Here is a 25,558-nt window from a genome sequence, read left to right as displayed (position 1 = left end):
ACTACAGGAGAGAACTTGAAACTATAACACCGATAAAACCGCATAACCACAAGCGTTTGGGGGAATTATGAGCGGCTTTCGCACCGGAACCTGAACCGTGCGCGTCTGCCAATTCCGCCATGATCGCGTATAGGGCTGCTCTATGAATAAAGTCATATGAGCTGCGACAAAATCTAATATAACATGGGAAATGAGAGCTAGTCAACGGTACTTTTTACAATTCGTGAATAATTCATCCCTTCACTCCTAACCCTATTCGCAAAGGAGGAATGACTATGAATGATGAAGAAATCAATGCCTTGGAACCGAAATATACAGGCAATCAAAGGGATCTCACAGAAGGTGAAGCTGAAGCTATCGTGCATGATCCTAACTACAAAAGCGAAGACGAGGATGAATCTGGACTAGGCGCAATCGCAACTGCTGCTGCCTACGGAGTTTTCCGTAGAACTTAAATAATTACCCAAATGAAACATGCCCTGCTTATCCATACCGGATTAGTAGGGCGTTTGTTCATACAAGTGACCGGAATGCATGATGGCTTCGTATACCGTTCTACCGATCAAATAACCTAGCGCGGTCGCTGTACCCGCGTAATTGTAGGACTTGCCGCGGCACGTTGCAGCAATAAGTACAGCATCGGTTGTCGTTCCAGTCGCTGACTGGCCCTCAACAAGGATGCCTAATGCTTGAAGAGCCGCAGCTTTAGCCTCCGTTGCCGTAATGACAGCATTAACCATAGCCGCATCGGTTAAGCAACCGTTGATAACGACAATCGTGTTAATTGTTCCAGGATATAGAGAAGCGGCAGGAAGTTCAACTCCTGCTCTTGCTTTATTCCCCAGCCCCACCGTAACCCATGAACAAACATGAAGGAGCTCCTTCTCTGGCTTCATCGCAAGTTTCTGACCGAGTTCGCTGGTATCCCCGTCTTCACCTGCTCGCCAGGTAAGGCTGCTGTAGCCAACGTCCTTTACCTTCGCCGCGGTCAGCATACCCGCTGTTTCTTGAGGATTCAAACCCTCACGCTGGATGAATTCGTCCATCTCACGAAGCGGATCAGCCTCATTATACAGCTTGTCCACTTGCCGATTCATCATCACCTTATGCATGCCGAATCCACCGCCCCACGGCGAAGAATTCAGCGTTCGCAACGGATTTTCGCTGCAAATCCGCAAGTATGTGCCTTGATGAGAACTTATCAAGTCCATGCGAATACCAGAGATAGGAACCTCCATTGATCCTATCCATGCATCCTTATTCGTCATCAGAAACGCCGTCTGGTTCAATGGGATCCTGCGGAAGCATGAATTCGGGAGGTCTTTCGTTCTCGTATGGTTGATAGATATAATTGCGAGCAAGCTTAACGACTTTACGATTTTTCTTGCGAATTAACACACTCTCATCATCCCAAGCAACTACAATTCCACGCACATCATTCGTTGGACTGACGTCCCGAATAACACGCAATAATGTGCTCTCAACTCTATATTGATCAAGCTGTTCTTCCGATATCATCCTCTTACCTCCAACATGTCATTTGTACTTCATTAGCATACACCAATTCGCATTTAGATCAAACTTTACATAAAACCGCTTTACGGAGGTTAACTTAACTAATGACGAAACAAAGCTAACGCGAAAAAAGCAAACTTACTCCATGGGAGGTTCTATAGTGGATAAAAAAACGTACTACATCAACGTTGGCACGGGGGAAGTTCTGGAAGACAAAGGAGCACTTAATTTCGAGTTCGAAATTTCAGCAACCGAAGAAGAAATTGATAAGCTTCAAGAACTTTTCGAGGAAACCGATAACTCCTCACAAGGCAGCTATGCAACATCATGGCTACCTTGGAAATTTTATTACTCCAATGAGGTCAATCAGGAATATGATTATTATTTAACTGAAGTGTATCGAACCCTTCACAAGCTCGGTTCCGAACAAACGAAAAGGCATATTGAAAGTATGAACATTCTGGAGAATGGCGTTTGAGTCGGCATTTTCCCCAAAATAACGAATCGTAATTCCTCAATCCAACAAAACTAAGGTAAAGCCAAAAAACCAACACCATTTATATCATAGAAAAAGGCCAACGAATCCGCAACGGATCCACTGGCCTCTTCCTTATATGGACATAAATTAACTAACGTGTTCCTTCGAATCATTCGTTTCGAACCAGAAATCAAGGACTTTGCTAGACATTACGCGCTTCTGAATATATTCCACTTGTGCGGCGGAGAAATGTTGTTCCCATTCGATTGTCAGTTCTGTGCAGAGCTTTACGATCGTTAACAACTCGGACCATGCTACATATCGTTTGTACCAGAAAAATTGAGGGTGTTCGATCATATACGGATACAGGTCATCAAACTCTGTATGCTTACAATCAAGCGCACGTTCAAAATGTGTTTTGGCTTCCCCAAGCTTTGTCATAAAATATTCAATGGAACCATTTTCGATACCCATAGATGCCAGCCTCCTCTCATACCATGTAATCATTATAAAGGATAAATCAGTCTGAGGGAAGACATGAACAAATTGTAAAATCAGTTAAAAGTGATTTGCCCATTCGCCAGCGAGGAAATACGAGCTAGGGATTCCACACGAATTCCACGTTCTCGAATTGAACTTCCGCCAGCTTGGAATGATTTTTCTACCGCAATACCGACACCAACCAGCTCCGCTTCAGCTTTTTCAATAATTCGAATTAATCCGCGTGCAGCGTCTCCATTAGCGATAAAATCATCGATCAGCAGAATTCGCTCGCCTTTGTGAAGTAAATGAGAGGAAACCATAATGTCCGTAACAATCCCTTTGGTAAAGGAAGGCACACGCTCGCTATAGGTATCTTGATCCATAGTCAACGTCTTCTTCCGGCGTGCAAATACCATGGGAACCTCAAGATGTAAAGCTGTCGTATAGGCAATCGGAATACCGGACGATTCTACAGTAAGCACCTTGTCAGGCTTCGTTTCTCTAAATAATCTTGCAAATTCTTTCCCCATCTCCATGATGAGCACAGGATCAACCTGATGATTAAGTATGGCATCCAGCTTTAGCACTTGATCCGATACGACTACACCGACCTCTAGGATCCGCTGTTTTAACAATTCCATGATTCTAGCCCCCTAAACCTGTCTATTATGAGTAAGTTACCATATTGATGAAGTAGGTTTCAAGTCCCAATTTGTGAATATCCCCCTTTCGACGTGAAACTTTTACTCTGTAGTAGGTGTCTATATGTATATAGGGTTCAGCATTTTGAAATTTGTCTACAATTGCTCACATTTAGGTACCTTGATGCATTGAAATAGAACCAGAAAACCGTATGATTAGTAATGTTGTATTTTTCACTTCAATTATTCGGCAGAAAGGATAGATGACGATGAACAACCTGCTTAGACCTATTATGCTTGGCCTTGTGCCAGTTGCATTAGCTTCATTACTGTTAGCTGGATGCCAAGAGTCATCTGCTCCTTCCGGACAGCCTACTATAGATCCAACTAACCATGCACAAAATAGTTCCAACGCAGAAAGCACACCTCCTGCGATCGCAGCGGCAACAGCGACGGCAGCACCTTCACCAACGCCGGAAGACACGGCGAAGCACGAGGCGCAAGTCGCAGGCACGTCCAAAACGGATTTGACCGACATCCCGGAACAATCTGCGACTGCGAAACAAACGGCTAAGCCGAAGATTAAAGCAGAGGATGCCTATCAACAGGAGAAACCAACATTGATGGGCTTGAAGCTCGGAACGAGTAAGGACGTTGTGCTCGAACGTTTTGGGAAGGCGAAGAAACAATTCGTGATGGATGCCGATGAAGACGCCATTCAAGTCTATGATTTCACGGATTTCTCCGTAGGCTTCAATAAGAAGGATGTTCTTGAGTTCGTTGACGTGCATTCTACTGAGATCGATCCAGGGCTTCGTGGCTTGCGCCTTGGACAGAAAGTCCAAGATGCGATAACAATTTTGGGCAAACCAGACACCAACACAACCTATGTTCTCTCCTATAAGTCACAGGGAACACTGCTTAAGCTCGATATTGATCCCAAAGAGAGCACCATCCAATCAATAAAGCTTTTCGCAAATCATTAATTCGCAAAGAATACGAACTAAGACCATGAATGCTCCTATTTTAGGATGACACTCATGGTCTTATTTCATGTATAGGGATCAGAGCGCTCCCCGCTTTCGAAATCGGAAATAAAGGGCCGTTCCAACAATGGCTATAACCGCCATACTCAATAAGCTTATTCCCATGTATTTATGTATTAATTGAAATAAACCTTCCAAATTACTGCCAATAAAATGCCCTAATGTTAAAAAGGTTGTACACCACAGCAGCGCTCCTGTACCCGCAAAGAACATATATTTATAGAACTTGACCCCGCTTACACCTGACAAATAGCAGGTGAAATGACGAACCCCGGGTACGAAATACCCAAAGAATACTGTCCAGAGCCCATACTTCTTAAACCAACCCTCCGCCCGTTCAATCCGATTCGGTGTAAGCTTGAACCATTTGCCATACCGATAAAGAAAAGGCTTTCCCACACGATGACCAATTAAATAACTGACAACCATCCCTGTCATCGTGCCAGCGTAAATGACAAGTAACGTTGTTCCAAAATCAAAGGGACCCCCAAGCGCCGTTAACGAACCCACGAAAGCCATAAGGGTTTCATCTGGTACGGGTACTCCAACGATTCCAGCAGACAGCAAAAGGTATAAAGCAATATATCCATAATGACTTATGAAATCATATAGAAATTCCTTCACAAAAGACTCACTCCCGCTTTTGTACTTCGTCTCATTCATTCCCATTTTAGCAGAAATGACAGCTTGCCCCAAGTTCCAGTCATGCACATGGGATCTCAAACATACCTTGTACTATATCAAACGAAAGAAAGCGGGGCAATCTATGCGAACAGGTTCACAGATCGTCCGTGTTGCCTTTACCTACATTGGAACGGTTGTTGGAGCAGGGTTCGCTTCTGGACAGGAGATCCTGCAGTTTTTCACACGTTACGGCTGGCTAGCCTCGTTGACGATTGCTTTATCCAGCATCCTTTTCATCTGGATTGGCATTAAACTCATGCTGATGGCTCATGATCTGAAGGCAACGTCTTATGAGGATTTGAATCGGGCTATTTTTGGTCAAAAGATCGGCAACGCGATTAGCTTGTTTATGATGCTCGTTCTTTTTGGGATTACAACCGTCATGCTCGCCGGAGGTGGAACGGTTTTTGAGGAACAATTGCACCTCTCTTACCAAACAGGACTCTTCGTGACATTAATACTCGCCTATTTCGTATTGTCCCGTGGAATTGGCGCTATTATGACGGTGAATTCCATTGTAGTTCCCATCATGCTGCTCTTCAGCGTGGTCATCGTCGTTTATACGTGGCACTCGCCAGCATCAGGAAACTGGCTGCGCATTACAAGTGATGATTCCTTAGGAAAAATATGGTTCGCACCTTTCCTCTATACTGCCTTTAACTTAGCGATGGCCCAAGCCGTGCTCGTTCCAATGGGAGCATCCATTCGCGACCGATCCGTTCTTTACTGGGGCGGACTGCTTGGAGGTGCAGGCATTGGACTGCTTCTGCTATCTGCCCATTACGCACTCTCTGCGCAAATGCCAGGTATCGCACAATTCGAGATCCCAATGGGAAATATTATTAACCGACTTGGATCCGTACCGCAAATTGCTTATTTGCTCGTCATATACGGTGAAATTTTCACGACCTTTATTGCTGACGCCTACGGCTTGTCCCAGCAGCTTCAGCAACGCATGAAACTAAACCCAAAGGTTATTCTGGTTAGTATCCTAATGCTTAGCTATCTGGTCAGTCAAATTGGGTTCAAAATATTGCTTTCCGCCTTGTATCCCTTATTTGGCTTTATCAGTGTTGTCTGGCTCGTTCTGATGATCTGGCGCAACCATAAGCGTGCGATGTAGGGCGCCTGACTGAATAAATCCAAGTACGACAACCAATCGTGCAAACAACAAAAGCATGCCCATTGCAGAAATGATGATTCCTGTGAGCAGGTAGGAGAAATGGAAATTGGCTATGACCGTTTGGTCTCTCCAAACAGCAAATAGCTCGGCTAATAATAGTAAAAGACCGATGATAAATAATAAGATGACCGCATAATCAATGGCCGTCCATTTTGAAAAGTATTTAACGGCAATTTCTACCTGACCTGCTGGTTTTGGCGCTGCCGCCTGCTGCTTCCAAAGCTGATGAACCATCCAAGCTGTATAGATGGCAACCCCTGTTACAAAAAGACCCAGCAAGCCACCTATAATGGTTAATAGCATGTTCATAAAGCTGCCCCCCTTTAAAACAATCATTATTACTGCTAGCCATGACGCAACCCATATATGAGAATAAGCGTTAATAGGAAACAGAACACGGGAAGGGAATAAAGTAAGGGGAGAAGCAGCCAACTTGGAAGACCCATGGCTGGAAGCCATAACAGCTGCAGACGCTTTTCTCCAACATGACACTCGTCTTCCATGGATGATTTGACGGCTAAAGCCTCCGATGCCCCTTCATTCCACTCGATCTTCCCCTTCTTCCATCCGACGTGATAGGTAATTTCCCGATGCTCTTTCTTCTTATCGTCTCCTGATTCCACTTCCGATTCCTCCATTGCTAACGCTTCTACAAACGAATTAAACGATTTCCTGGTATAACTCTTGCTGCCGCATCTCGCACGTGACCGTGACAGGTAAAGAGCAGCACTTGATGCCTGCTGCTTACGTCTGCAAGTACACGCAAACAGCTCTCCATTCGGTCCTCATCAAAATTGACGAGAATATCGTCCATCACCAGCGGTAAAATAGCCTTTCCAGCATACTCTTGGGCGAGGGCAAAGCGCATGGATAAGTAGAGCTGCTCTGCCGTTCCTCGACTAAGCTGACTTGTATCAAGCGACTCTCCATTCGCTCTTATGGCTACTAAACGCTGCTCGCCGAATGGTGCTTTGACATGAGTGAAGGCACCGTTCGTCATCTTTGCAAAGTAATCCGAAGCTCGCAAGAGCACGCCGGGCTGCCGTTCATGCTCATAAACATCGCGGGCTTTCTTCATCAGCAGTGAAGCGAAGGAAGCTACAGCGTATTGATCTACTTGCTGACGAATGGTCGCTCGATAAGCTTCAGCTTGAAGAAGATGATCGGCATGTTCCGCCCCCTGCTCCAGCTTCTCAATCTGCCCCGTTAGCTTGCCAACAACCTCTCGAAGTTCATTCGTTTCACGTGCAGTATCGGTTAATTGATCTTGAAGGGATGCCATTTGAAGTGCGATATCCTCTTCACCACGGGTTTCCAACAGCTCCGTGTAGCTGGCAAGTAAGGAGCGGCTAAGTAACGTTTCGAGCGAGGATTCCAGCAATGTTTGTTCTTCCATTAATTTCTTGCGTTCTTCCTGCTCTCTCTGATGAATACGCAGTTCTTCACCGCCACTTGCAGAGGCTTCCTGTAAAAGTTCTTCCAACCGAGCTTGTGTACGCTGCTCGTTGGTCTGTAAAAGCTGCAGCTCTTGCTCGGTTTCCGAATAAAGCTTCTCGCCATGCTTCTTCTCCGCAAGCAGCTTCAGTTGTTCTTGCTCATGTTCTTTCCAGCGTTTGAGAGCGAATACGGGATCTTGTCGTTCAGCCTCTGAAATCCGTAGGAGTGAACTGACAGTTTTTTCGAAGTGATCGATGCTTGTTACTAATGTCTCAAGCTTGGACGCCAGCTTCTGAAGCTGACGAAGACTCTCTTGCCCCTGCTCAATCGTTTGGATCGTTTCTAGCAGGGCATCTGCAGATAACGGCGTACTTAGTCCCAGCGATTGCAGCCAATAAGTCCAATCCGAGTGGAGCTGATCTGACTCCACAATAAGCTGACCCAAATATCCACTGCGCTGATCTTCTTGATGCCGAAGAGATTGCAGCATCTCCTTCATATCCTGCAGCTTCTCTAGTTTACGAAGCTGCTCGCTGCGTTGCTGCTTATTTTGCTCAGCTTCACGCATCCAAGCATCCAGTTGAGGCTGGAGCACCTCAAGAGGCATGGCTGCGGAACGGCCTAACGAATGAGCAGCAGATGCTGCCGCAGCTTCGCCATAGCCCGATTGCTGCTGGGCAAATGGTTGGATTTGTTCTTGCAGGCGGCGCTCCAGCAAGCGAAGTTCCTCGCTCACGCTTTCATCCCTGATCGGGGATGAAGTCATCGCTCGGGAGGAGCGATTCTCTTTCGCCCCGCGATCGGAAACAAGCATATAGAGTGCAGTACCAGCAAACAAAAGAAAGGCACAGAGAGCCGCTACCCAGCTGCCCTGCCATAACAAGAATAATGGCGTCAATACGGCCAATAGGCCGCTTATCACTATGAAGCGCTGACGAAGTCTCCGTGAGGCTGTTTTGCCTGCTTTCGCTGCTTCTTCTAGACTAAGCTGGAACTGATTTTCAACAGCAGCGCGTTCTTTTTGATGCTCTAGCTCTCTTACAAGCAGCTGCCACCTGGCATAATCTCTCGCTATTTGGTGCAAAGTGGAAGAAGGGTCATCTCCTCCCCAACTGGGAGAAGATGAACCATCCGTTCTTCCCCCGATTTTATGTAAATCGGCTTCCAAGCTCCTTACGGTATCTTGGACGTTTTTGACCTGCTGCTGCAGACTCTCCAGCTCTGTTCTGACGCGCAGCTCATTCTCTTTGCTCTTATAAAACCGTTCTTTGTAAGCTCGCACCTGCTCACGCAGTGAAATCGTTACCGAGAAAGAGGCTAAATCCGTCTCCTCCCAGTGAACATCTATTTGTTTAAGCAGCCTGTCTACCTGCGCGCGTTGGTGCTCATGCTCCACGCGCAATTGATCCACGCTGCGTTTATTCTCTTCATACGCGGCTGCTTGCTCCAGCCAATGATTTAGCTCCAGCTGATGTTCGAGCAGATCAGGCACAAGCTCGATAGCGTGCAGTTGGCTCGTCAAGCTCATCTGCCGCAGCAAGAGCCGAGCGCGCTCCGCATGGATGCGCTCCAGCTCTGCCTCGAGCGCGTCCAGCCTCGTCGAGGCACGCTCGGGGAAGCCCGCCAGCGCAGGCAGCGCCGCAAGCTCCTGGCCGATCTGGCGCAAGCGGATCCATCCGCTGCGCGCCTTGCCGGCCAGGCCAAGCCTGTGCAGCTCCGCGCGCAGCGACTCCTGCTGCCCCTCCAGGGCAGCAATGCGCTCCTCCGCGGAGCGGCGCTCCGCCAGCAGCCGATCGTAGTCGGCTGCTGGGTCCCGGCTGCGGCGCAGCGACTGCTCCAGACCCTCAAGCTCCTTCAGGAGACGGTTCATCTCCTGATTGCGCCCGCGGGGTCTGTACAGGCCGTCGGCCTGCGCCGTCAGCTTGCGCTCGGCCTCCATGATGGCCGAGCCGCTCACACCAAGCCCAGCGCTATACAGATAGCCGCTGAGCTCATCTGTCTGCAGGGTGCGCAGCTCCTGCAGCTCGGTTAAACCGAAAGCGAACAAGCTGCGGAAGAGGTCGGCCGATAGGCCGCCCAGCAGCGTGTTCAGCAGGTCTTCGCCCCCGGTGGTGCCATCACCGAGGGTGACCTTGACGAGCCCCGCAGAGGCTCGTCTGCCGCCGGCGGCGGGCGCATCATAGCGCTCGACGCGAATGAGCTGACCCTGCTCATCGAGCAGGGTTAGGGCGCCTCCATGGGCGCCGCCGCCCAGCGGCTCATATCGTTCCAACCGGCTCTGACGAGTCGGGAAGCCGAACAGCACTGCGCGGACGAAGCCCATGAGCGTGCTCTTGCCCGCTTCGTTAGCCCCATAGAACAGCACCAACGGGCTGTCCGTATCAAGCTGCCGCTCGCGCAGGCTGCCGAAGCCTTGAACCTGCATGGATACGATTCTCATCCATGTCACCCCCCATCCGCGGACAGCAGGTCCGCGGCTAATTCTTGTGCGGCGCGCAGCCACTCGCGCAGCCGTTCAGGCTCCGCCGCAGCCGGGTAACCGGCTGCTTGCGGCAAACTCTGCAGCGCGGCCAATGCCTCGCTTGCAAACAAGGCAAGCGCTTCGTCGTCGCCTTGCAGCGCAGCCGAATACCGCAGGAGATCGCCTAGGAAGCTCTTCTCCTGCTGTAAGGCCTCGAGGTCGAGCTCACTTGCCGTTCGGTCCTCGATCGATTCCACCCAGACGAAGCGGCTTCGCTCATCTTCGTCCTCACGCATCTCGGCGGTCAGCTCCTGCAGCGCCCGCCCTTTGCGCAGCAAGCCATGCACAGCGCTGCGCCCTTCTAGAACAAGACGGACGACGGCAGCTCTGCCATCCGCCTCTGCCCGAATCCGCTCGAGCTGCTCCCCGAGCCGGTCTTTCAATTCCTGCTCTGTCTGTATGCCTGCCACAGACAGCCGCTCTAGGAACCAACGAACCTGGTCCAACGCATGAAAGGTGAGCTCAGCTCGTCCATCCTCAGACATATCGACGATGTAGCACCCACGCGGTCCTGTTTCACGAATACTTCGGCCCTGCAGGTTCCCTGGGTACACAATCGCTGGCTGCTGATGAAGCACATTCCTCGTATGTACATGGCCTAACGCCCAGTAGCTCATACCCGCTTCAAGCAAATCTTGTTTGCTGCAAGGGGCATAATTGTCATGACCGGGATCACCGTCGACATTCGTATGCAAAAGGCCGATCTGACAGACGTTTTCTTGACCTGCTCTAAATTTGACAGCTAAATTTTCCGTTACCGCCGAACTGCGATAGGAAATGCCATGGATCTGGGCAATGACGCCGCGATTGGGCTTTTCCACGCTAATCGTCTCTACATGATCGCACGCAAAAAAATGGACTGCTGCCGGCCAATCCAGTTTCGCGGCACGTCCATCCTCCGGGTCATGATTACCATGAATAATGTAAGTAGGAATTCCCTGCTCAGCTAATTGCTCCAATGCTTTCTGGAAGCGAATTTGAGCGCGCAAGGAACGATCGGATAAATCATAAACATCCCCGCTAATGAGTACAAAATCTACCTGCTCATGTATCGCTAAAGCTACGAGTTCCTTGAGCGCTTCGAATGTCGATTCCCGAATTCGCTCACGAACCCGTTCAGGCAGCGCCGACATGCCTTTGAACGGACTGTCCAGATGCAGATCGGCGGCATGCATAAACCGCAGTCGTTTCATCGCTCTAACGCCTTCCTATTTAGCTTTTTGGGTCATTCTCACTCTCATCTTTATCCGAATGATCGACGACTTGATAGCTTTCATACACACTCTTAAGCTGCCGCAGCACTCGGTTCAATGAATAGGTTTTCTTCGCCTTCTCCCAGGCTGTTCGTGCTAAATTGTAGCGGAAGGTTGGGTCAATGACGACTTTTTCCAAAGCATGGCTAAGCGCCATTGCATCCCCAACCGGCACAAGCAAGCCGTTATGTCCGTGTTCGATTTGTTCAGCAATCCCGCCGACATCGGTTCCGATCAATGCTAACCAGCAGAGCGCTGCTTCCGCAAATACAGACCCGAATGCCTCTGCGCGCGATGGCAGAACAAATACATCAAAGAAAGGCATAAATTCTTCGGGATGAAGCATATATCCATAAAAAATCGTATCTTCATAAATATTATGCTGAATCGCGAGCTTCTCCAGCTCTTCTCGGCTTGGTCCATCTCCAATAATATGTAAAACGAAGGGATGACCGCGTTTTTTCAGCTCTCCGCAAGCAATCAGCAGCGTATCGAGCCCTTTGGCAGGCACTAAACGGCAAACGGTTATGAACTGCGTGACTTGATTTTCATGCGAAATCGGACGAAAACGCTTTTCGTCAAAACCATTTGGAATCACGCCAATCCGTTCACTATCCTGCACATATTCCGCCATATATTGCTTGAACGAATTAGAGACTGTGATCATCTGATCGACTTTTGCTTCAAGCTCCCCGTAAATTTGAGTAAGGAATTGATGCTCCACGCCATTCTCCTGAATGCGTCCATTCAAAATAAGCTCTCTCTCAAAGCTGGAGTGAATGGTTAAGATGACGGGGGTTTCCGGATAAATCTGCTTCATCGCAAGTGCCGCAATCGGATGATGGGCATGGATGATATCATATTTCTTGGAAATTCTCAGCTTCGTCCACCAAACATAATCCTTGTACGTCTGAATGTATTTATCAACGATCGGGTTTCCGGCATACTTCCGCCAATCAAAAGTGACGAACTCCACTTCCTCAGACCCTTTGCCCCGAATCCGCTTAGGTAGCGAAAATAATTCCATTTCCCAGCCTTTTTTATTAAAACGGTCCAATATATAGGGAACCATGGATGACACCCCACCCGGCTGTTCCGGGGGGAAAAACAATGCTTGCAAGATGTTCATTGCATGAGCCCCTCTCCCAAATCCTTGAGCTTACCTTCTTATTGTAACTGGTGTGCGCCGAATAGAAAAGAGAACACCTTCGAGCCCTTACAATCGATTCTATCCCTCTCTCGCATTTTCCTTTATAATAGAGTCATTACATGTCGAAAAACAGGGGATTTTGGAGGAAAGTGTGAACGTTGTTGATCTGCTTTTCGGTGATTTCGCTTCATTATTATCGAATGCCATTATCGTTGTCATTGTTGCCCTTATGTTCGTAATCTCTCTTCGTTTATTTCTAGACCGTCGCAAAAAAGGCTACATGTCGATGACCATTTCACTAGTTATCGTAGGCATTCATTACCTTCTCCAGATATATTTAACACTTAGCGGCATAGATACAAGCTTAACCGCCTACATGCTGCTTATGCTTAAAATAATTTCCTTCATCCTGATTAATATGGGGATCTATCAGTTATACAATCGCACGAATCGTAAACAGTACATATTCTTCTATGGCTTAATGATTATGGGTTTAGTTGTTTCTATCCTTCATTTCAGTGTGCCAAATATGTATAACGGCACGCATGAGCAAGTTAGATTGCTTCAGGATATTGGTCTCGAGCTCTATGTATTTGTCCTGATCTTTCTTTGTTTCTACACGATACCGCCGTACATCGGCCAACAGGTCAAATATCAAATGGCATTGACGGTTTACTTTTTCATTCAATCCGTCCACCTTGTAAATGCTTATATGTATGGGAATGTTCAACCGTTGTTATCCATAGCAGCCAATGTCTTACCGATTATTTATTATTTTTTATTGTTTATGCTGCTATTTGAACGTGTCGTAGAGCTTATGCAGGCCATTTACAATTCATCCATAACGGACGGGCTTACACGTCTATATAATCGCAAATTTTTCTATAACCGCGTTGCCCAATATGTCGGACGGCATTTGCCTGTGTACATCCTGTTTAGCGACATTGATAATTTCAAGAAGCTAAATGATACCCAAGGTCATCAAATGGGGGACGATGTGCTCAAGCAAGTTGCGCTGATTATGAAAGAAGAAGCCGAGGAATGCGGCATTGCCGGCCGATACGGTGGTGAAGAGATGGTCGTCATGGTGACTGATCCTAGTGTCAAAATGGATGCGTTCGCAGAACGCGTTCGCAGTCGAATTGAGAAGGAAACAATTGTAACCGCAAGTATCGGCTACAGCAAGTACAAGAACGGCCTAAGTGCCGAGGAGCTCATCAAACAGGCAGATGAAGCCATGTATCGAGCAAAAACGAGCGGCAAAAATAAGGTCGTGAAGTATGCCTAATAAATAAGGGAAGTCCCCAGTAGCTATAGGGACTTCCCTTATTTATTGCGATAACTTATGTAAGTCTTGTGAATGACTGTTTACTTATGTCGTATTGTGAGCTTTTTTAAAGAAGGACAAAAAGAAGAGCAATGACCGCAGGCAAACCCTGTACCAGCAAAATCGATTTTTTCGCTGTTGCCCCGCCATACAAAGCAGCCATAATAACACAGATTAAGAAAAAGATCTCAATGGAATGACCTATGGAAGCATCTGGGTGAACGAGTCCCCAAAAAAGACCAGCCGCAAGAAATCCATTGTATAAGCCTTGATTAGCAGCAAGTGATTTGGTTTCCTGGGCTTGCTCCTTCGTCATGCCGAAGGCTTTCAAACCACGGGGTGTCGTCCATAGAAACATTTCCAAAATTAGAATGTAAATATGCTCTATGGCTACGATGCCAACAAATAGGGAAGCTAACATGAGTACCTCCTCCTTTCAACGTCATTTTACTTGAAAAGCTGTATTTTGGCTACAGAGCTGGTTATCTTCATCTCACTTATTCTGCCTTATTTTCACGATCACGTATCTACTTACCTGGAAGTAAGCGTCACACCTTCAGGTAACTTAATCACCTATATGTCAGTTCTTACATTAACCGGGGAATGTCTCTATAATATAGATAGTTAGTAATGATCCCATATTGCTCTAGGAGGTTAACAATCATGCAGTATCGCAAACTCGGTAACAGCGGTCTCAAAGTCAGTGAAATTAGTCTTGGCAGTTGGCTCACGTACGGTGGTTATGTCGGGGAAGACCCTGCCGTTCGTTCGATTGAACAAGCTTATGATTTGGGTGTTAATTTCTTCGATACCGCTAATGTCTATGAACGCGGCGAAGCAGAAAAAGTGATGGGCAAAGCACTCTCCTCTTATCCACGGGAATCATACGTCCTAGCTACCAAAGTTTTTAATACGATGGGCGATGGCCCTAATGATCGCGGTTTATCCCGCAAGCATATTAAAGAACAGGCCGAAGCCAGTCTGCGTCGATTGAATGCGGATTACATTGATATTTACTATTGCCACCGCTACGACCCCGAAACTCCGCTAGAGGAGACGTTGCGTGCATTGGACGATTTGGTCACACAAGGCAAGGTACTCTACATCGGTGTCAGTGAATGGACACCAGCTCAGATTGTCGAAGCCTATGCCATTGCAGACAAACTTCTGTTAGATAAGCTCATCGTCAATCAACCGATCTACAACCTTTTCAATCGTTACATCGAAAAAGAAATTATCCCGCTTGGCGAGTCAAAAGGATTCGGTCAAGTTGTCTTTTCACCGCTTGCACAGGGGCTTCTTACAGGCAAATACCGTGCAGGACAACCCATCGCAGCCGATAGCCGAGCAAGCAGCAAGAATTGGAGCGACAAACAATTAAACGAAGCTTCTTTGAATAAAGTGGCACAATTGTCTGGAATCGCCGATGAGCTTGGTATCAAGGTCTCTCAACTGGCTATTGCTTGGATTCTCAGACAAAACAATGTGGCAAGTGCCCTCGTTGGCGCTAGCCGGCCTGAACAAGTCGTTGAAAACTGCGCAGCTAGCGGCATCCGATTGACGGAAGATGTGTTGCAAAAGGTGGAAGAAATCCTTCAAGGTTAAGAAGTACACTTATAGCTTGATGAAAATCCCTTACTTCGTGAGGGGTTTTTCTTTTTTTTAATTATTTCAATCATTTCTAGCAATATTCTTGTGTTCCCGAACCCTCATCGCCTTAAGGCAGCGTTGCTGCCGGGTCCAAAGGACTTAGGTAATGCAGGGTTGTTTGCCTGATTCGCTTCCTCGAAAAACCTCGAGCAGACCAAGGGCCGAACGGCCCGATGGTAAGCGTCTAACAAGAAGGTGTATTCCAATCCAATCTAGACTTTGAGACAATTCCGTTAGAGTAAGTCGTTGGAGTTTTTCGACTCTACTCGAAAAACTCTAATGGGAGTGTGTCCAATTGCAAACTGTAGAAATGAGGAATGGCTATCGACTCCAGCAGTGGGCCGAGATCATTCGTGACTGCCGTTCCAGTGGTCAAACCGTGGTTCGCTGGTGTGCCGATCACGAAGTCAATGTGAAAAGCTATTACTACTGGCTTCGGAAAATCCGTGAAGCTGCGTGTGAATCCCTCCCTGCCTTCTCCTCCCCGAATGAACCAACTCTAGTACCGGTCCCTCCATCTTTGCGGACGAACGCCCCACGTTCCGAAGCGATTCATGAACAAGCGGCCATCATTCTTCGTACGGATGCCGTTACGATCGAAATTCATTCGCATGCGTCTACCGCACTCCTTGAACAGACGCTTCGCATCCTACAGTATGTTCGGTGACATTTCCAATGCCGATCAACTGTATATCGCCTGTGGGTATACGGATATGCGGAAGTCTATTGATGGACTCATTCACTTGGTGCAACATCAGTTGCAGCTGAACCCGTTTCAGAATCATTTGTTTCTGTTCTGCGGTCGCAAGCGCGATCGGATGAAAGCCTTGTACTGGGAAGGAGATGGATTCGTCCTGTTGTACAAACGACTGGAATCCGGTCAATACCAGTGGCCCATGGATGCGGAAGCCGTACGCTCGATCACGCCACAGGAGTTTCGGTGGTTGCTGGAGGGACTATCGATCCATCAACCGAAAGCAGTCAAAAAGCTGGGCTTCACTCCTTCCATGTAGATCAAAACAGAGCCGAAAACCCTTGTAAAACCTGGGTTTACGCACACTTCTATGGTATAATGGTAGGCATAGAAGACAGTGAAGGAACGGTATCTCATGAGCCCCTTGGAACAGCTACAAAAGATGGAGCATCGCATCGGCGACCTAGAAAAAGAGAATAAACGGCTACAGGAAACCGTACAATTTCTAACGCAGAAACTGTACGGCAAAAGCTCCGAGAAAACAGCTTCCCTCCCAGTAGGTGTGGAGCAGCTGTATTTATTTGATGAGGCAGAGACAGCAACTTCACGAACTGCACAGGAGCCAACCATCGAGCAGATCCAAAGCTACCAGCGAAAGAAGCAGGTAGGCGAACGAGCAGAACTCCTTCAGGATCTTCCGCATGAGAAGCAACTTTGTCAGGTTCAGGACCGTTGTTGTGACGTATGCCATAGCGAGCTTGTCTTGGTAGGCGAAGAGTTTGTGCGTACGGAAGTGGAGTTTATCCCTGCCCGCGTGCAAGCGATTGATATCTACAGAGAAACCCTAGAGTGCCGGACCTGTCGGAAAGAGGACAAGCCTCAGATGAAAAAGGCAACGACGCCAGCGCCGGTCATCCAGCATTCGATGGCCTCAGCTTCCTCTGTGGCATGGGTCATGTACCAGAAGTTTGTGAACAGTATGCCGCTGTACCGTCAGGAGAAGGAATGGAAGAGCATCGGCCTTGATCTGAGTCGGGCCACGATGGCGAACTGGATGATCGCGACCACGAGAGACTGGCTGAAGCCACTGGTGAATCGACTGCATGAGCTACTTGTACAAGAGCGATATCTGCATGCGGATGAGACGCCCTTGCAGGTAATGAATGAGAAGGGCCGGAAAAACACGACCCCCTCGTACATGTGGATCTACAGCAGTGGGCAGCATAGTGTGCATCCCATACGGATCTTTGAATACCAACCCGGACGAGGGGCGAAGTACCCGCAAGCGTTCCTGAAAGGGTTCAAGGGATATTTACATAGCGACGCTTACTCTGGATATGCGAATCTAGCAGGGACGATCTCTTGTCTATGCTGGGCACATCTTCGGCGTAAGTTTGTTGAGGCATTACCCCCGGAGATGAAGCCTACGGAGGAGTCCCTTGCCAGTGAAGGGGTAGCCTATTGCAACAAGCTTTTTGAACTGGAGGCACAGCTTGCGTCACATACCGCTGAAGAACGAAAGGAACAACGTCTGGTACAGGAAAAGCCTGTACTCGATGCTTTTTGGTCATGGGCAGAAACGGCCAAAGGCAAGGTGCTTCCCAAATCCAAGCTAGGCGAAGCGCTGAAGTATGCACGTAACCATAAGAAAGAGCTACTGAATTACTTACAAGATGGAAACTGTGTGATCTCGAACAATCTAGCTGAGAACAGCATCCGTCCCTTTACAGTGGGTCGTAAAAACTGGTTATTTAGCGGAAGTCCACGGGGTGCAACCGCAAGTGCAGCGATCTACAGCATCGTAGAGACAGCAAAGGCGAATGGATTGAACCCGTACAAATATCTAGTCTATCTGTTGCAACAGTTACCAGCGATTGCATTTCGTCAGCAACCTGAGTTACTTGATGCATACCTTCCATGGAGTCCGGTAGTTCAACAACATTGTACATAACGCAGCGCCTGTGGATCTTCAACGAACCATAGGCTTTTCTATTTCAATACACCTTCTTGTTTGATGCTTACCATATAAAAGAAGAACCGGCAACCAGTAAACGGTAGCCGACTCCTCCAAATATTCCAATATTAATATCATCACCGCTAATGGGAAGCCATAGCATCAGCCTTTGTCAGATGAACCGTGCCAAAGGGATGTTGTGGCGGGGCATAAATGACGTATACTTTTAACGGTGTATTTCCAGTGTTGGTCACATTGTGCCACTTTCCCGCAGGAATCATAATAGCGTAACCCTCTTGGGCTTTAGTCTCAAAATCAAGCCTATCTCTGGAGTTGCCCATTTGGACAAGACCCTGTCCCTCTTCAATTCTAATTAATTGATCTGTATTCGGATGTACCTCTAACCCTATATCGCTTCCTACAGGGATACTCATCACCGTTACTTGGAAATGCTTTCCCGTCCATATAGCAGTACGGTACGTGTTATTCTGTTTCGTTACTTGTTCGATGTTGACTACAAAGGGTTCTTTTCCATGGTCCTTAATTTCCTTCCCATGCCAAGAACTGAACCGCTCATTGACATAGTAGGGCGGATACACCGGTGGATAAGTCATTCCATAATGAGGATATATGTGTGAACGATATGGCTGATATAGTTGCCAAGAGTAATAGGGATATGTTGGATTCATGAATGCTTGAGGCACAGCATGCATCATTTTTTATTACCTCCATTCTATAATACTCCATCATACGCCTATTGTTGAAAAGCGTACCTTGCCCTTTAATCATTTATTTGCGGTTGAACGTGATTTAAAGAAGCATCGCTGGAAGAATGCTGCTAACGAGCAAGCTTGGTGAGTCGATTAAAGCGCTTTGAATCAGTAGGACAAGTTGGCAACTTTCATGGCGGACGCCCGAATCCTGTAATTAGATGTGGTTTATTTGATTCTTGCTTTATTAACAATAATTAATCCTGTAACAAAATAGAGGACGCTGGAATATTATGTTCTGAATAAGAATTTAATTTAAAAATGAGGTACTGATAAATGGGAAAAGAAGATAACAAGCGGATTATCACTATAATTGTTGTCGCGGTAATTCTATTCTCTCTTGCCATGGGAATTGGCGAAGATGGAGGCACTGGGGGAGGCACAGACATCATAGTAGTTTGAGTTTAGGTGGGGTTAAATTTGAGAAGAAATAGGAATAATATTAAGTGCAATAACGAAAAGAAAAAAAATTCCACTCCTAAACTAACTCCGCAACAAATCGCTGTCATTATAGGGCTATTAACTAATGTATTAGAAGTTAACTCCGTGCTTTTGGATAAGGATCAGAGAATTGAAATTGTGCTTGAAGGTTCAATCAGAAGAAAGACAAAAGCTGATGTCATCGCTGAAGAACTCGGTGAAATAAGCGTTGGCGATTTAATTGAAGCCTTTATTCGTAAATAATTTCAGAATCCTTGAAGTAAGCCAATGAAATATTGACTAACGGGGTAGAAATGAGAATGGAGCAAGTTACTTCAATATATGAGATTGGTATCGCTTGCGAGAAAACTACTATCTTATCAAGCAAAAAATCGGATCTGTGTGTCCAAATGTTATGCTTAATGAGAGACTGTCGATTAAATAGTGTAACCTTTGCAACTAGAATTTAGTAACTGCCGATCCGTCTTCCATAAATACGCCTTGAGAATTTGGAATATAATCGAGGGTGAATTCTGAGGCATGCAAGACCCTTCTGATAACGATAAACAATTGATCATGTAAGACAGTATGTCTCTCAGCTACAAGATTTTGACACTGAGGGGCTGATAAATTTCGATATCCCATATGAATATAGTAGAATGCAACAGGAGTACACTGATTATTAGTAAGCGTCAAATACTCCCCACATTACATATACCCAGAGTCCATGAGAAAATGAATCTATCCTAAATCAAGGTGGTTATCTCATGGACAAACAGCAACGCTTGCAGGAATGGACGGCTAGAATCACAGATTTTAAATCCAGCGGTCTGACCAAGTCCGCTTGGTGCCAAGCACAGGGCCAATCTATCTACAAATTAAAATATTGGCTCCATAAATTGAATGAGCCTTCATCTTCTACATCTTCATCCTCTAATTGGCTGCCTCTTGCGATCAGCAGCCCTCCAACCGAGATTTCCCTGCCTTCATCGCCACTCACAGTCCGTGTTGGAATCGTCGGCATTGAAGTTCATTCAGGTTTTAATCCCCAATTGCTTCGTGAAATCGTTCGGGCACTGGATTTGTCATGCTGACGCTAGCTAACATCGAACGCGTCTATTTGGCTTGCGGCAGCACCGATCTTCGAAAATCTATCGACGGCTTAGCTGCGCTTGTGCAAGCTGGGTTTGAGCTCGATCCCTTTTCCAGCAGTCTTTTCGTATTCTGTAATCACCAGAGAGATAAGCTGAAAATGCTCTTTTGGGAGCACAACGGTTTTTGGCTTTTTTATCGCCGTTTGGAGCGTGGTACGTTTCAGTGGCCTGCGGAACCTACGGCTTCGCCAATGGCAATCACGCCTCGCGAGCTCCGTTGGCTTCTTGACGGTTTGTCGTTGGAACAAAAGAAAGCACATCCGCAAGTTACCGCTCAGCGTGTAATTTAAAGCTCAACTTTCAAAGGTTGTTCACAATTTTTTGCAAGAATCGGGCTTGGCTTGTCGAAGTATATCGTATGGAAAATGAAACGACAACTACCAACCTTACCATAGAAGAATTAGAACAGAAAACGGCTAAGCTTGAACAGCAAAATGCCGAACTGACGGCCAAGATTAGCTGGTACGAAGAGCAGTTTCGGCTTGCCCAGCAAAAACGCTTCGGTGCCTCCAGCGAAAAAACGGATTCAAATCAAATCGCGATGGACTTATTCAATGAAGCCGAAGTCCTTTCTACGCCTGCCTCCGAAGAGCCGACTGTCGAGAGCGTAACCTACAGTCGCAAGAAGTCTGTCGGTAGTCGCGAGGCTAAGCTGGATCACTTTCCTGTGGAAACAATTAGCTATACGCTGCCAGAACCAGAGCAAATTTGTACGTGTTGCGGTGGCGCGCTTCATGAAATGAGTTCGGAGACGCGAAACGAAATCTCCATCATCCCTGCAGAAGTAAAGGTGACCCAGCATGTACGTCTGGTCTATTCATGCCGCCGATGAAAAGCTCGATCGTACCCCTCATGAATAAGATGTCAAACCTATTGAGTCAATACCTTCAAGAAAACGGATTGAATCACGCTCACGCATCGGCCTATCCCGTTTTTTTCAACCGTTCCAGAGGAAAGTTAACGCGGGAAGGGGTTGCCTATATCGTCGCAAAATATATGGATGAAGCAAAGAAGATTTCACCTGAATTATTCCAAAAAAAGTGTCGCCCCATTGTTTTCGGCACAGTAAAGCAATGCATCTGCTGCAGTCAGGTGCGAATCTAATCTATATAAGGGATCTGCTGGGCCATGTTGATGTTAAAACCACAGAGATCTATGAGGATTGACGGCGAAATGAAGAGAAAGGCATTAGAAAGTAGTCATCAAGGGGTTGTTTCAGAGAAACTGCCAGAATGGCAGAGTAATAATGAGCTGATGAGTTGGCTCAAGGGACTTGGTAAATAGGAAATTATTATGAGAAGCTGGGGGTAAGGAAGAGGCTATTTAACACAGGGTTTTACCTTCAACTTGCCATTAAACCCAGCTTCTCATTACTACGTTAATGCAAAGCTTTGCATTAACGCCGAAAATTCGATGAAGCGCTTAAAGCATTGCCACCTTCAGACAAGCCCGAAACGCTTGCTCACCAAGGACTCCAGTTCTGTAATCAGCTATTTGCTATTGAGCGAGAGCTAAAGGATGCGACAACAGAAGAACGTTACACCATTCGAATGGAGCGTAGTCTCCCAATCTTGAATGCTTATTTGGCATGGCTGCGTCAGCAGCGATCGCGCACATTGCCGAAGAGCGCAATTGGACAAGCGATTACTTACAGCCTAAACCAATGGAATAAGCTGACGGCGTTTCTGAAAGATGGGCGACTGGAAATTGACAACAACCGCAGCGAACGTGCAATTAAACCATTTGTCATCGGCCGGAAAAACTGGCTATTTGCGAATACGCCTCGCGGCGCAAGGGCAAGTAGCATAATTTACAGCGTGATCGAAACAGCGAAAGAAAACGGACTGAATCCCTATAAATACTTGATGTACCTGTTTGAGCAGCTACCGCAACTTCCCGATTCGAAAGATCCGGAAGCGCTGGACAGCTTGCTTCCCTGGTCGCCATCGCTACCAGTGACTTGTCGCGTGTTTAAATCTGAATAAAATATAGAGCAGCCCTCAACTTGAAGACAAGGTGGGGGCTGTTTGACGCTTACGCCCGATGCGTGAATACGGTGTTATCCGAAGCATGCTTGAAACAGCCCACAAAATAAAAAAACATCATACTCACTCAAAAGAGTTCCTGATGTCTTTAATAATCTTGTTTATTTAGTCGTCTAGCTTGATGTAGTATCGTAATTAATTCCACATCTTGCGCTTGTATCCTATATATCATTCGATAATTCTTATAAATTTTCTCTCTCGTTTTTTGATCTTTAAACTCAGGTACCACTCTTCCAGCGAGCGGAAATTCAGGTATTGTAATCACTTCTTCAATTAATTCGTTTATGAACTTTCTAGCATTATCTATTGAATCTTGTTGAATATACTCATATATTATCTCCAAATCAGCTAGTGATCTTGGAGACCATATTAATTGAGCCATTTATTTATTCTCTCCATCGCTTCTTCATGCTTTATACCTCTTCCTTCATCTAACTCCCTTACTCCTTCTTCGATCCGTGCCCGTACATATAGCTTATATAGTATATCCTCAATCGTGGCATTGTCTGGTAATTCCTGAATCAATTTTATTACTTCTCCTTTAATGCTCATTTTTGGTCACCTCGATTTATAAAGTGTTTCTGCCTTTATTATAATTCATAAGTGCATTAAGGTGTTAACATTATTGGTCTTAAAATAGTTTTTTATAATATTCTTGTCTTCAATGTTTCGGATAACGTTGTTGTGTTCACGAACCCTCACCACCTTAAGACAACCCAGACCCTTAGATAGCTCTTATCTTAGGGTCTGGGTTTGTCGGCCGCGATGCGGTTAGATGGTGCAGGGTTGTCTGCCTCATTCCTCTTCCCTGAAATGCCTCGGGCAGACCGAGGGCGCTAGCCCGAAGCGTGAATACGGTGTTATGTGAAGTGATCGACTTCATTGAGTTAGCTTTCAAATTATGTATTGCTTCCCTTTATGTAATTTTCAAGTTCTTCCCTTGTCATTGGATGTAATATTATACTGTCTGATTTCATCATTCTTTCTACTAAATTAGTTTCTTTAATTTTACGTCCCCACTTTCTTGAAAACGACTTCCAGTCACATACCATTTCTATTAAATACTTCTTTGGCATTGGTAATGCTTCTCTTGTATTTTTATTTACTATCCAATATTCCCAATGGTGTTTATTATGATTTTGATGGTGTAGCCATGCTTTTTTCCATCTTAGCTCGGTATTCTCGTCCTTCTGATTTGAATAAAATTTAAGTGCATATGGCAAAAATTCTTGGGGAGAAAATTTAGACATATCATGAATTATCCCTTGAAGATATAATCCTTCTTGCCAACATTCAATTAGAACATTTAATTTATGATCTAAAACATAAAGAAAGTATCTCCAATATACTAGGAATATTGCGACCATCTCCTTTGACTCTATAGCTTTTTATTCACTTTCGATCATTTCACATGAACGTTGTTGTGTTCCCGAACCCTCACAACCCTAAGGCAGCTTGCTGCCGGTCCGACGGACTTGGGTGGTGCAGGGTTGTCTGCCTGATTCCACTTCCCAGAAATGCCTCTGGCAGACCAAGGGGCTTAAGCCCCGCAGCGTGAATACGGTGTTAGATGATGCCTGCGGCTACTTGAGATACCCTCAAATATTCTTCTCATCATTAAACTCAACACAAAAAGGTTGCATTTCAGGTTTTAAACAGTACTCTATTCTTTGTCTGAAATCTTTCCATTCAACTTTTTTTAGTGCTTCTTCTATCGGAAAGTAGCCTGACTCCAAGCTTTCTGATGTTTGTATTACTTCTCCACCTATTGGCTTCGCTAAAAATAGGGTGTTACAAACTGAATTTCCAACGTTCTGAAATATTCCGCAGAATTTTATAATTTCTATGTCTATTCCTGATTCTTCTTTTGTTTCTCTTATTGCAGCATGACTTAAGGACTCTCCTTCTTCTACTTGACCACCAGGCATCTCCTAGCCTCTTCTTGGTCCTTTGATAAGTAATAATTCGTTTTTGTCATTTATTACAATTGCAGCTGCCGAAACGATATGTTTTGGTGGATTCATCGCTTTACTCCTTAAAAAGATTTTTTATGTATTTATGATCTAAGGTATTTTCGTCTTTAAATGCTCTCCGCAGGTTTCATCTAACGTTGTTGTGTTCCCGATGCCTCACTTACTTAAGCCCAAAGGGCGGCCGCGACGCGGTTAGTCGGTGCAGGTGTGTCTGCTGAATATGCTTCCTCGAAATCCCTCTTGCAGACCAAGGATCGCTTACGATCCGCTGCGGGAAAACGGTGTTATACGCTGTGTTTGCCATCTTTGAGTTACTTCCAGTTCTTCTTTACCATTTCTCTTTCTGCCTTACCAATTCAATTTGAGCTAAATGGTGACGATCATGCCATAAAAGCCTTTGTAATGCCTTCTCTAGACTCATAACACCGAAATATTCACTATTCATCGTTCGTTTATATTCTGAATGTTCCAGGCTTCGAAGTAAAACCAAAAAACGAAAATATATTGTATCAATCAGTTGTAGTGAATTATTTATTGGTTCTTTGTAATCTATCAATTCTGCCCACTTATCATGATTGTAAGATGGTATTACGGGACACTCTTCGGTCAACGTTCTCTTAAATCGAAAATATGCATTTAAATTATTATCTGCTATGTGGTGAACAATCTGTCTAATTGTCCATCCACCTAGTCGATATGTTGTGTCTAATTGTTCTTCATTAAGGTCAATTACACTATTTCTTATTAGTAATGGTGTTTTCTCAATCTCTTGTATCCATACTTGAATGTCTTCAAAACTCGGATTTTTGTGTTCGATAAATTCATTTAGGAAAAGAGAACTATCCATTCTTTCACCTCTTTCGGTTCGGCCCCTTAATTATGGAGTCTAGCTGCTAAATGCTCTCGCTCTCGCAGCTTCTCATTTCTCTAGCACACTAAAGCGCAATTTCTACGGCTTCTAATTTTTTAGCTTCCCAAGCTGCATGGTACTGGCTTGGACTCATTTTGTGCAGACTTCCGTGGAAACGCCGTTGGTTGTAGAATTCAATGTATGTGTGTACTCTTTGGTAAGCTTCTTCAAACGTTTCAAAGTACTCTTTTGTGTACACATCTCTTTCAATAATGCTATGAAATGACTCAATGTATGCGTTCATATTGGGGGTCTTGGGCGGTATGCGCT

Annotated in this window: 31 protein-coding genes and 2 pseudogenes; 14 read left to right on the top strand and 19 right to left on the bottom strand. The window is 45.9% G+C overall.

Going from position 1 to position 25,558, the window contains the following annotated elements:
- Positions 1-275 precede the first annotated feature (275 nt).
- Positions 276-455, top strand: coding sequence for a hypothetical protein (locus tag G519_RS0106090; protein WP_029193928.1), 180 nt, complete (start codon positions 276-278; stop codon positions 453-455).
- 42 nt (positions 456-497) lie between these two features.
- Here G519_RS0106090 and G519_RS0106085 read toward each other — a convergent pair whose 3' ends face one another.
- Together G519_RS0106085 and G519_RS0106080 are read right to left on the bottom strand one after the other, a co-directional pair.
- Positions 498-1,268 carry an adenosylcobinamide amidohydrolase gene (locus G519_RS0106085; RefSeq protein ID WP_036632194.1) on the bottom strand — a complete coding sequence of 257 codons (771 nt, stop codon included), beginning with the start codon at positions 1,266-1,268 and terminating at the stop codon, positions 498-500.
- Positions 1,258-1,518 (bottom strand): hypothetical protein, encoded by a 261-nt coding sequence (locus G519_RS0106080; RefSeq protein ID WP_029193926.1) that lies wholly within the window; start codon positions 1,516-1,518, stop codon positions 1,258-1,260. The genes G519_RS0106085 and G519_RS0106080 overlap by 11 nt, the downstream gene beginning before the upstream one ends.
- A gap of 157 nt (positions 1,519-1,675) precedes the next feature.
- Between G519_RS0106080 and G519_RS0106075 the strand changes: the two genes are divergently transcribed.
- A complete protein-coding gene (locus tag G519_RS0106075; RefSeq protein ID WP_029193925.1) occupies positions 1,676-1,993 on the top strand; it encodes a hypothetical protein in 318 nt (105 codons plus the stop codon).
- Positions 1,994-2,140: 147 nt separating this feature from the next.
- Here the strand turns inward: G519_RS0106075 and G519_RS0106070 are convergent, their stop codons facing one another.
- Positions 2,141-2,467 carry a hypothetical protein gene (locus G519_RS0106070; RefSeq protein ID WP_029193924.1) on the bottom strand — a complete coding sequence of 109 codons (327 nt, stop codon included), beginning with the start codon at positions 2,465-2,467 and terminating at the stop codon, positions 2,141-2,143.
- A gap of 80 nt (positions 2,468-2,547) precedes the next feature.
- Positions 2,548-3,117 carry a xanthine phosphoribosyltransferase gene (locus G519_RS0106065; protein WP_029193923.1) on the bottom strand — a complete coding sequence of 190 codons (570 nt, stop codon included), beginning with the start codon at positions 3,115-3,117 and terminating at the stop codon, positions 2,548-2,550.
- A gap of 269 nt (positions 3,118-3,386) precedes the next feature.
- Here G519_RS0106065 and G519_RS0106060 point away from each other — a divergent pair, with 269 nt between their 5' ends.
- Positions 3,387-4,103: a hypothetical protein gene (locus tag G519_RS0106060; protein WP_029193922.1), complete on the top strand. Its 717-nt coding sequence runs from the start codon at positions 3,387-3,389 to the stop codon at positions 4,101-4,103.
- Between the two features lie 78 nt (positions 4,104-4,181).
- On the opposite strand, the gene G519_RS0106055 is transcribed toward G519_RS0106060, so the two are convergent.
- Entirely contained in the window at positions 4,182-4,874 is a 693-nt protein-coding gene (locus tag G519_RS0106055; RefSeq protein WP_244280032.1) for a DedA family protein, read from the bottom strand.
- A gap of 55 nt (positions 4,875-4,929) precedes the next feature.
- On the opposite strand from G519_RS0106055, the gene G519_RS0106050 reads away from it, so the two are divergent.
- The gene (locus tag G519_RS0106050) at positions 4,930-5,970 is read left to right on the top strand and encodes a YkvI family membrane protein (RefSeq protein WP_029193920.1); all 1,041 of its coding nucleotides are present in this window, start codon (positions 4,930-4,932) and stop codon (positions 5,968-5,970) included.
- Here the strand turns inward: G519_RS0106050 and G519_RS0106045 are convergent.
- From G519_RS0106045 to G519_RS0106025, 5 genes are read right to left on the bottom strand one after another with little or no spacing between them, the layout of a single operon-like run.
- Positions 5,902-6,339 (bottom strand): hypothetical protein, encoded by a 438-nt coding sequence (locus G519_RS0106045; RefSeq protein WP_029193919.1) that lies wholly within the window; start codon positions 6,337-6,339, stop codon positions 5,902-5,904. The genes G519_RS0106050 and G519_RS0106045 overlap by 69 nt on opposite strands.
- Before the next feature lie 35 nt (positions 6,340-6,374).
- On the bottom strand, positions 6,375-6,653 hold the full coding sequence (locus tag G519_RS0106040; protein WP_127527750.1) for a hypothetical protein: 279 nt from the start codon (positions 6,651-6,653) through the stop codon (positions 6,375-6,377).
- A gap of 26 nt (positions 6,654-6,679) precedes the next feature.
- Positions 6,680-9,907, bottom strand: a complete 3,228-nt coding sequence (locus tag G519_RS0106035) for an AAA family ATPase (protein WP_029193917.1) — start codon at positions 9,905-9,907, stop codon at positions 6,680-6,682.
- A 5-nt stretch (positions 9,908-9,912) separates the two neighbouring features.
- Positions 9,913-11,181 carry a metallophosphoesterase family protein gene (locus G519_RS0106030; protein WP_029193916.1) on the bottom strand — a complete coding sequence of 423 codons (1,269 nt, stop codon included), beginning with the start codon at positions 11,179-11,181 and terminating at the stop codon, positions 9,913-9,915.
- A 19-nt stretch (positions 11,182-11,200) separates the two neighbouring features.
- A complete protein-coding gene (locus G519_RS0106025; protein WP_029193915.1) occupies positions 11,201-12,370 on the bottom strand; it encodes a glycosyltransferase family 4 protein in 1,170 nt (389 codons plus the stop codon).
- 172 nt (positions 12,371-12,542) lie between these two features.
- Between G519_RS0106025 and G519_RS0106020 the strand changes: the two genes are divergently transcribed.
- Positions 12,543-13,679 (top strand): GGDEF domain-containing protein, encoded by a 1,137-nt coding sequence (locus G519_RS0106020; RefSeq protein WP_064743394.1) that lies wholly within the window; start codon positions 12,543-12,545, stop codon positions 13,677-13,679.
- A gap of 106 nt (positions 13,680-13,785) precedes the next feature.
- On the opposite strand, the gene G519_RS0106015 is transcribed toward G519_RS0106020, so the two are convergent.
- Entirely contained in the window at positions 13,786-14,139 is a 354-nt protein-coding gene (locus G519_RS0106015) for a DUF1304 domain-containing protein (protein ID WP_029193913.1), read from the bottom strand.
- A 242-nt stretch (positions 14,140-14,381) separates the two neighbouring features.
- Here G519_RS0106015 and G519_RS0106010 point away from each other — a divergent pair, with 242 nt between their 5' ends.
- The 4 genes from G519_RS0106010 to tnpC (G519_RS0105995) all read left to right on the top strand — a co-directional run bounded on the left by G519_RS0106010 (position 14,382) and on the right by tnpC (G519_RS0105995) (position 18,013).
- Entirely contained in the window at positions 14,382-15,323 is a 942-nt protein-coding gene (locus tag G519_RS0106010) for an aldo/keto reductase family protein (protein WP_029193912.1), read from the top strand.
- A 340-nt stretch (positions 15,324-15,663) separates the two neighbouring features.
- Entirely contained in the window at positions 15,664-16,035 is a 372-nt protein-coding gene (gene tnpA, locus G519_RS0106005) for an IS66 family insertion sequence element accessory protein TnpA (RefSeq protein ID WP_029193911.1), read from the top strand.
- Positions 15,998-16,381: an IS66 family insertion sequence element accessory protein TnpB gene (tnpB, locus tag G519_RS0106000; RefSeq protein WP_161632905.1), complete on the top strand. Its 384-nt coding sequence runs from the start codon at positions 15,998-16,000 to the stop codon at positions 16,379-16,381. The genes tnpA (G519_RS0106005) and tnpB (G519_RS0106000) overlap by 38 nt, the downstream gene beginning before the upstream one ends.
- A 96-nt stretch (positions 16,382-16,477) precedes the next feature.
- The gene (tnpC, locus tag G519_RS0105995; protein WP_029193909.1) at positions 16,478-18,013 is read left to right on the top strand and encodes an IS66 family transposase; all 1,536 of its coding nucleotides are present in this window, start codon (positions 16,478-16,480) and stop codon (positions 18,011-18,013) included.
- A gap of 146 nt (positions 18,014-18,159) precedes the next feature.
- Here the strand turns inward: tnpC (G519_RS0105995) and G519_RS0105990 are convergent, their stop codons facing one another.
- Complete coding sequence (locus G519_RS0105990) at positions 18,160-18,729, bottom strand: cupin domain-containing protein (protein ID WP_029193908.1); 570 nt, start codon at positions 18,727-18,729, stop codon at positions 18,160-18,162.
- 333 nt (positions 18,730-19,062) lie between these two features.
- Between G519_RS0105990 and G519_RS52905 the strand changes: the two genes are divergently transcribed.
- The 5 genes and pseudogenes from G519_RS52905 to tnpC (G519_RS53880) all read left to right on the top strand — a co-directional run bounded on the left by G519_RS52905 (position 19,063) and on the right by tnpC (G519_RS53880) (position 22,345).
- The gene (locus tag G519_RS52905) at positions 19,063-19,188 is read left to right on the top strand and encodes a hypothetical protein (RefSeq protein WP_268633704.1); all 126 of its coding nucleotides are present in this window, start codon (positions 19,063-19,065) and stop codon (positions 19,186-19,188) included.
- An 18-nt stretch (positions 19,189-19,206) separates the two neighbouring features.
- Positions 19,207-19,470 carry a hypothetical protein gene (locus G519_RS0105980; RefSeq protein ID WP_029193907.1) on the top strand — a complete coding sequence of 88 codons (264 nt, stop codon included), beginning with the start codon at positions 19,207-19,209 and terminating at the stop codon, positions 19,468-19,470.
- Between the two features lie 503 nt (positions 19,471-19,973).
- Positions 19,974-20,300, top strand: a complete 327-nt coding sequence (gene tnpA / locus G519_RS0105975; protein WP_029193906.1) for an IS66 family insertion sequence element accessory protein TnpA — start codon at positions 19,974-19,976, stop codon at positions 20,298-20,300.
- The gene (gene tnpB, locus G519_RS0105970; RefSeq protein ID WP_029193905.1) at positions 20,294-20,650 is read left to right on the top strand and encodes an IS66 family insertion sequence element accessory protein TnpB; all 357 of its coding nucleotides are present in this window, start codon (positions 20,294-20,296) and stop codon (positions 20,648-20,650) included. The genes tnpA (G519_RS0105975) and tnpB (G519_RS0105970) overlap by 7 nt, the downstream gene beginning before the upstream one ends.
- Positions 20,651-20,718: 68 nt before the next feature.
- Positions 20,719-22,345: pseudogene (gene tnpC / locus G519_RS53880) on the top strand (IS66 family transposase).
- 148 nt (positions 22,346-22,493) lie between these two features.
- Here the strand turns inward: tnpC (G519_RS53880) and G519_RS0105945 are convergent.
- From G519_RS0105945 to G519_RS0105920, 7 genes and pseudogenes are all read right to left on the bottom strand, one after another.
- Entirely contained in the window at positions 22,494-22,787 is a 294-nt protein-coding gene (locus G519_RS0105945; RefSeq protein ID WP_029193903.1) for a type II toxin-antitoxin system RelE/ParE family toxin, read from the bottom strand.
- Positions 22,775-22,957, bottom strand: coding sequence for a hypothetical protein (locus G519_RS0105940; protein ID WP_029193902.1), 183 nt, complete (start codon positions 22,955-22,957; stop codon positions 22,775-22,777). Before G519_RS0105940 ends, G519_RS0105945 begins: the two co-directional genes overlap by 13 nt.
- A gap of 347 nt (positions 22,958-23,304) precedes the next feature.
- Positions 23,305-23,772, bottom strand: coding sequence for a DUF5662 family protein (locus tag G519_RS0105935; RefSeq protein WP_029193901.1), 468 nt, complete (start codon positions 23,770-23,772; stop codon positions 23,305-23,307).
- Positions 23,773-24,003: 231 nt separating this feature from the next.
- A pseudogene (locus G519_RS41930) lies at positions 24,004-24,429 on the bottom strand (NUDIX hydrolase).
- Positions 24,430-24,538: 109 nt separating this feature from the next.
- A complete protein-coding gene (locus tag G519_RS49955; protein WP_154669542.1) occupies positions 24,539-24,682 on the bottom strand; it encodes a hypothetical protein in 144 nt (47 codons plus the stop codon).
- A gap of 24 nt (positions 24,683-24,706) precedes the next feature.
- Complete coding sequence (locus G519_RS0105925) at positions 24,707-25,225, bottom strand: YfiT family bacillithiol transferase (RefSeq protein ID WP_051253137.1); 519 nt, start codon at positions 25,223-25,225, stop codon at positions 24,707-24,709.
- Positions 25,226-25,313: 88 nt separating this feature from the next.
- Positions 25,314-25,558, bottom strand: a 245-nt coding sequence (locus G519_RS0105920; protein ID WP_029193899.1) for an integrase core domain-containing protein, incomplete at its 5' end; no start/stop codon positions are given.

The sequence above is a fragment of the Paenibacillus alginolyticus DSM 5050 = NBRC 15375 genome (assembly GCF_000422905.1).
GTDB lineage: Bacteria > Bacillota > Bacilli > Paenibacillales > NBRC-103111 > Paenibacillus_E > Paenibacillus_E alginolyticus.
Note: the sequence above shows the minus strand (reverse complement) of the source record. Positions and strands in the feature narration are given on the sequence as shown.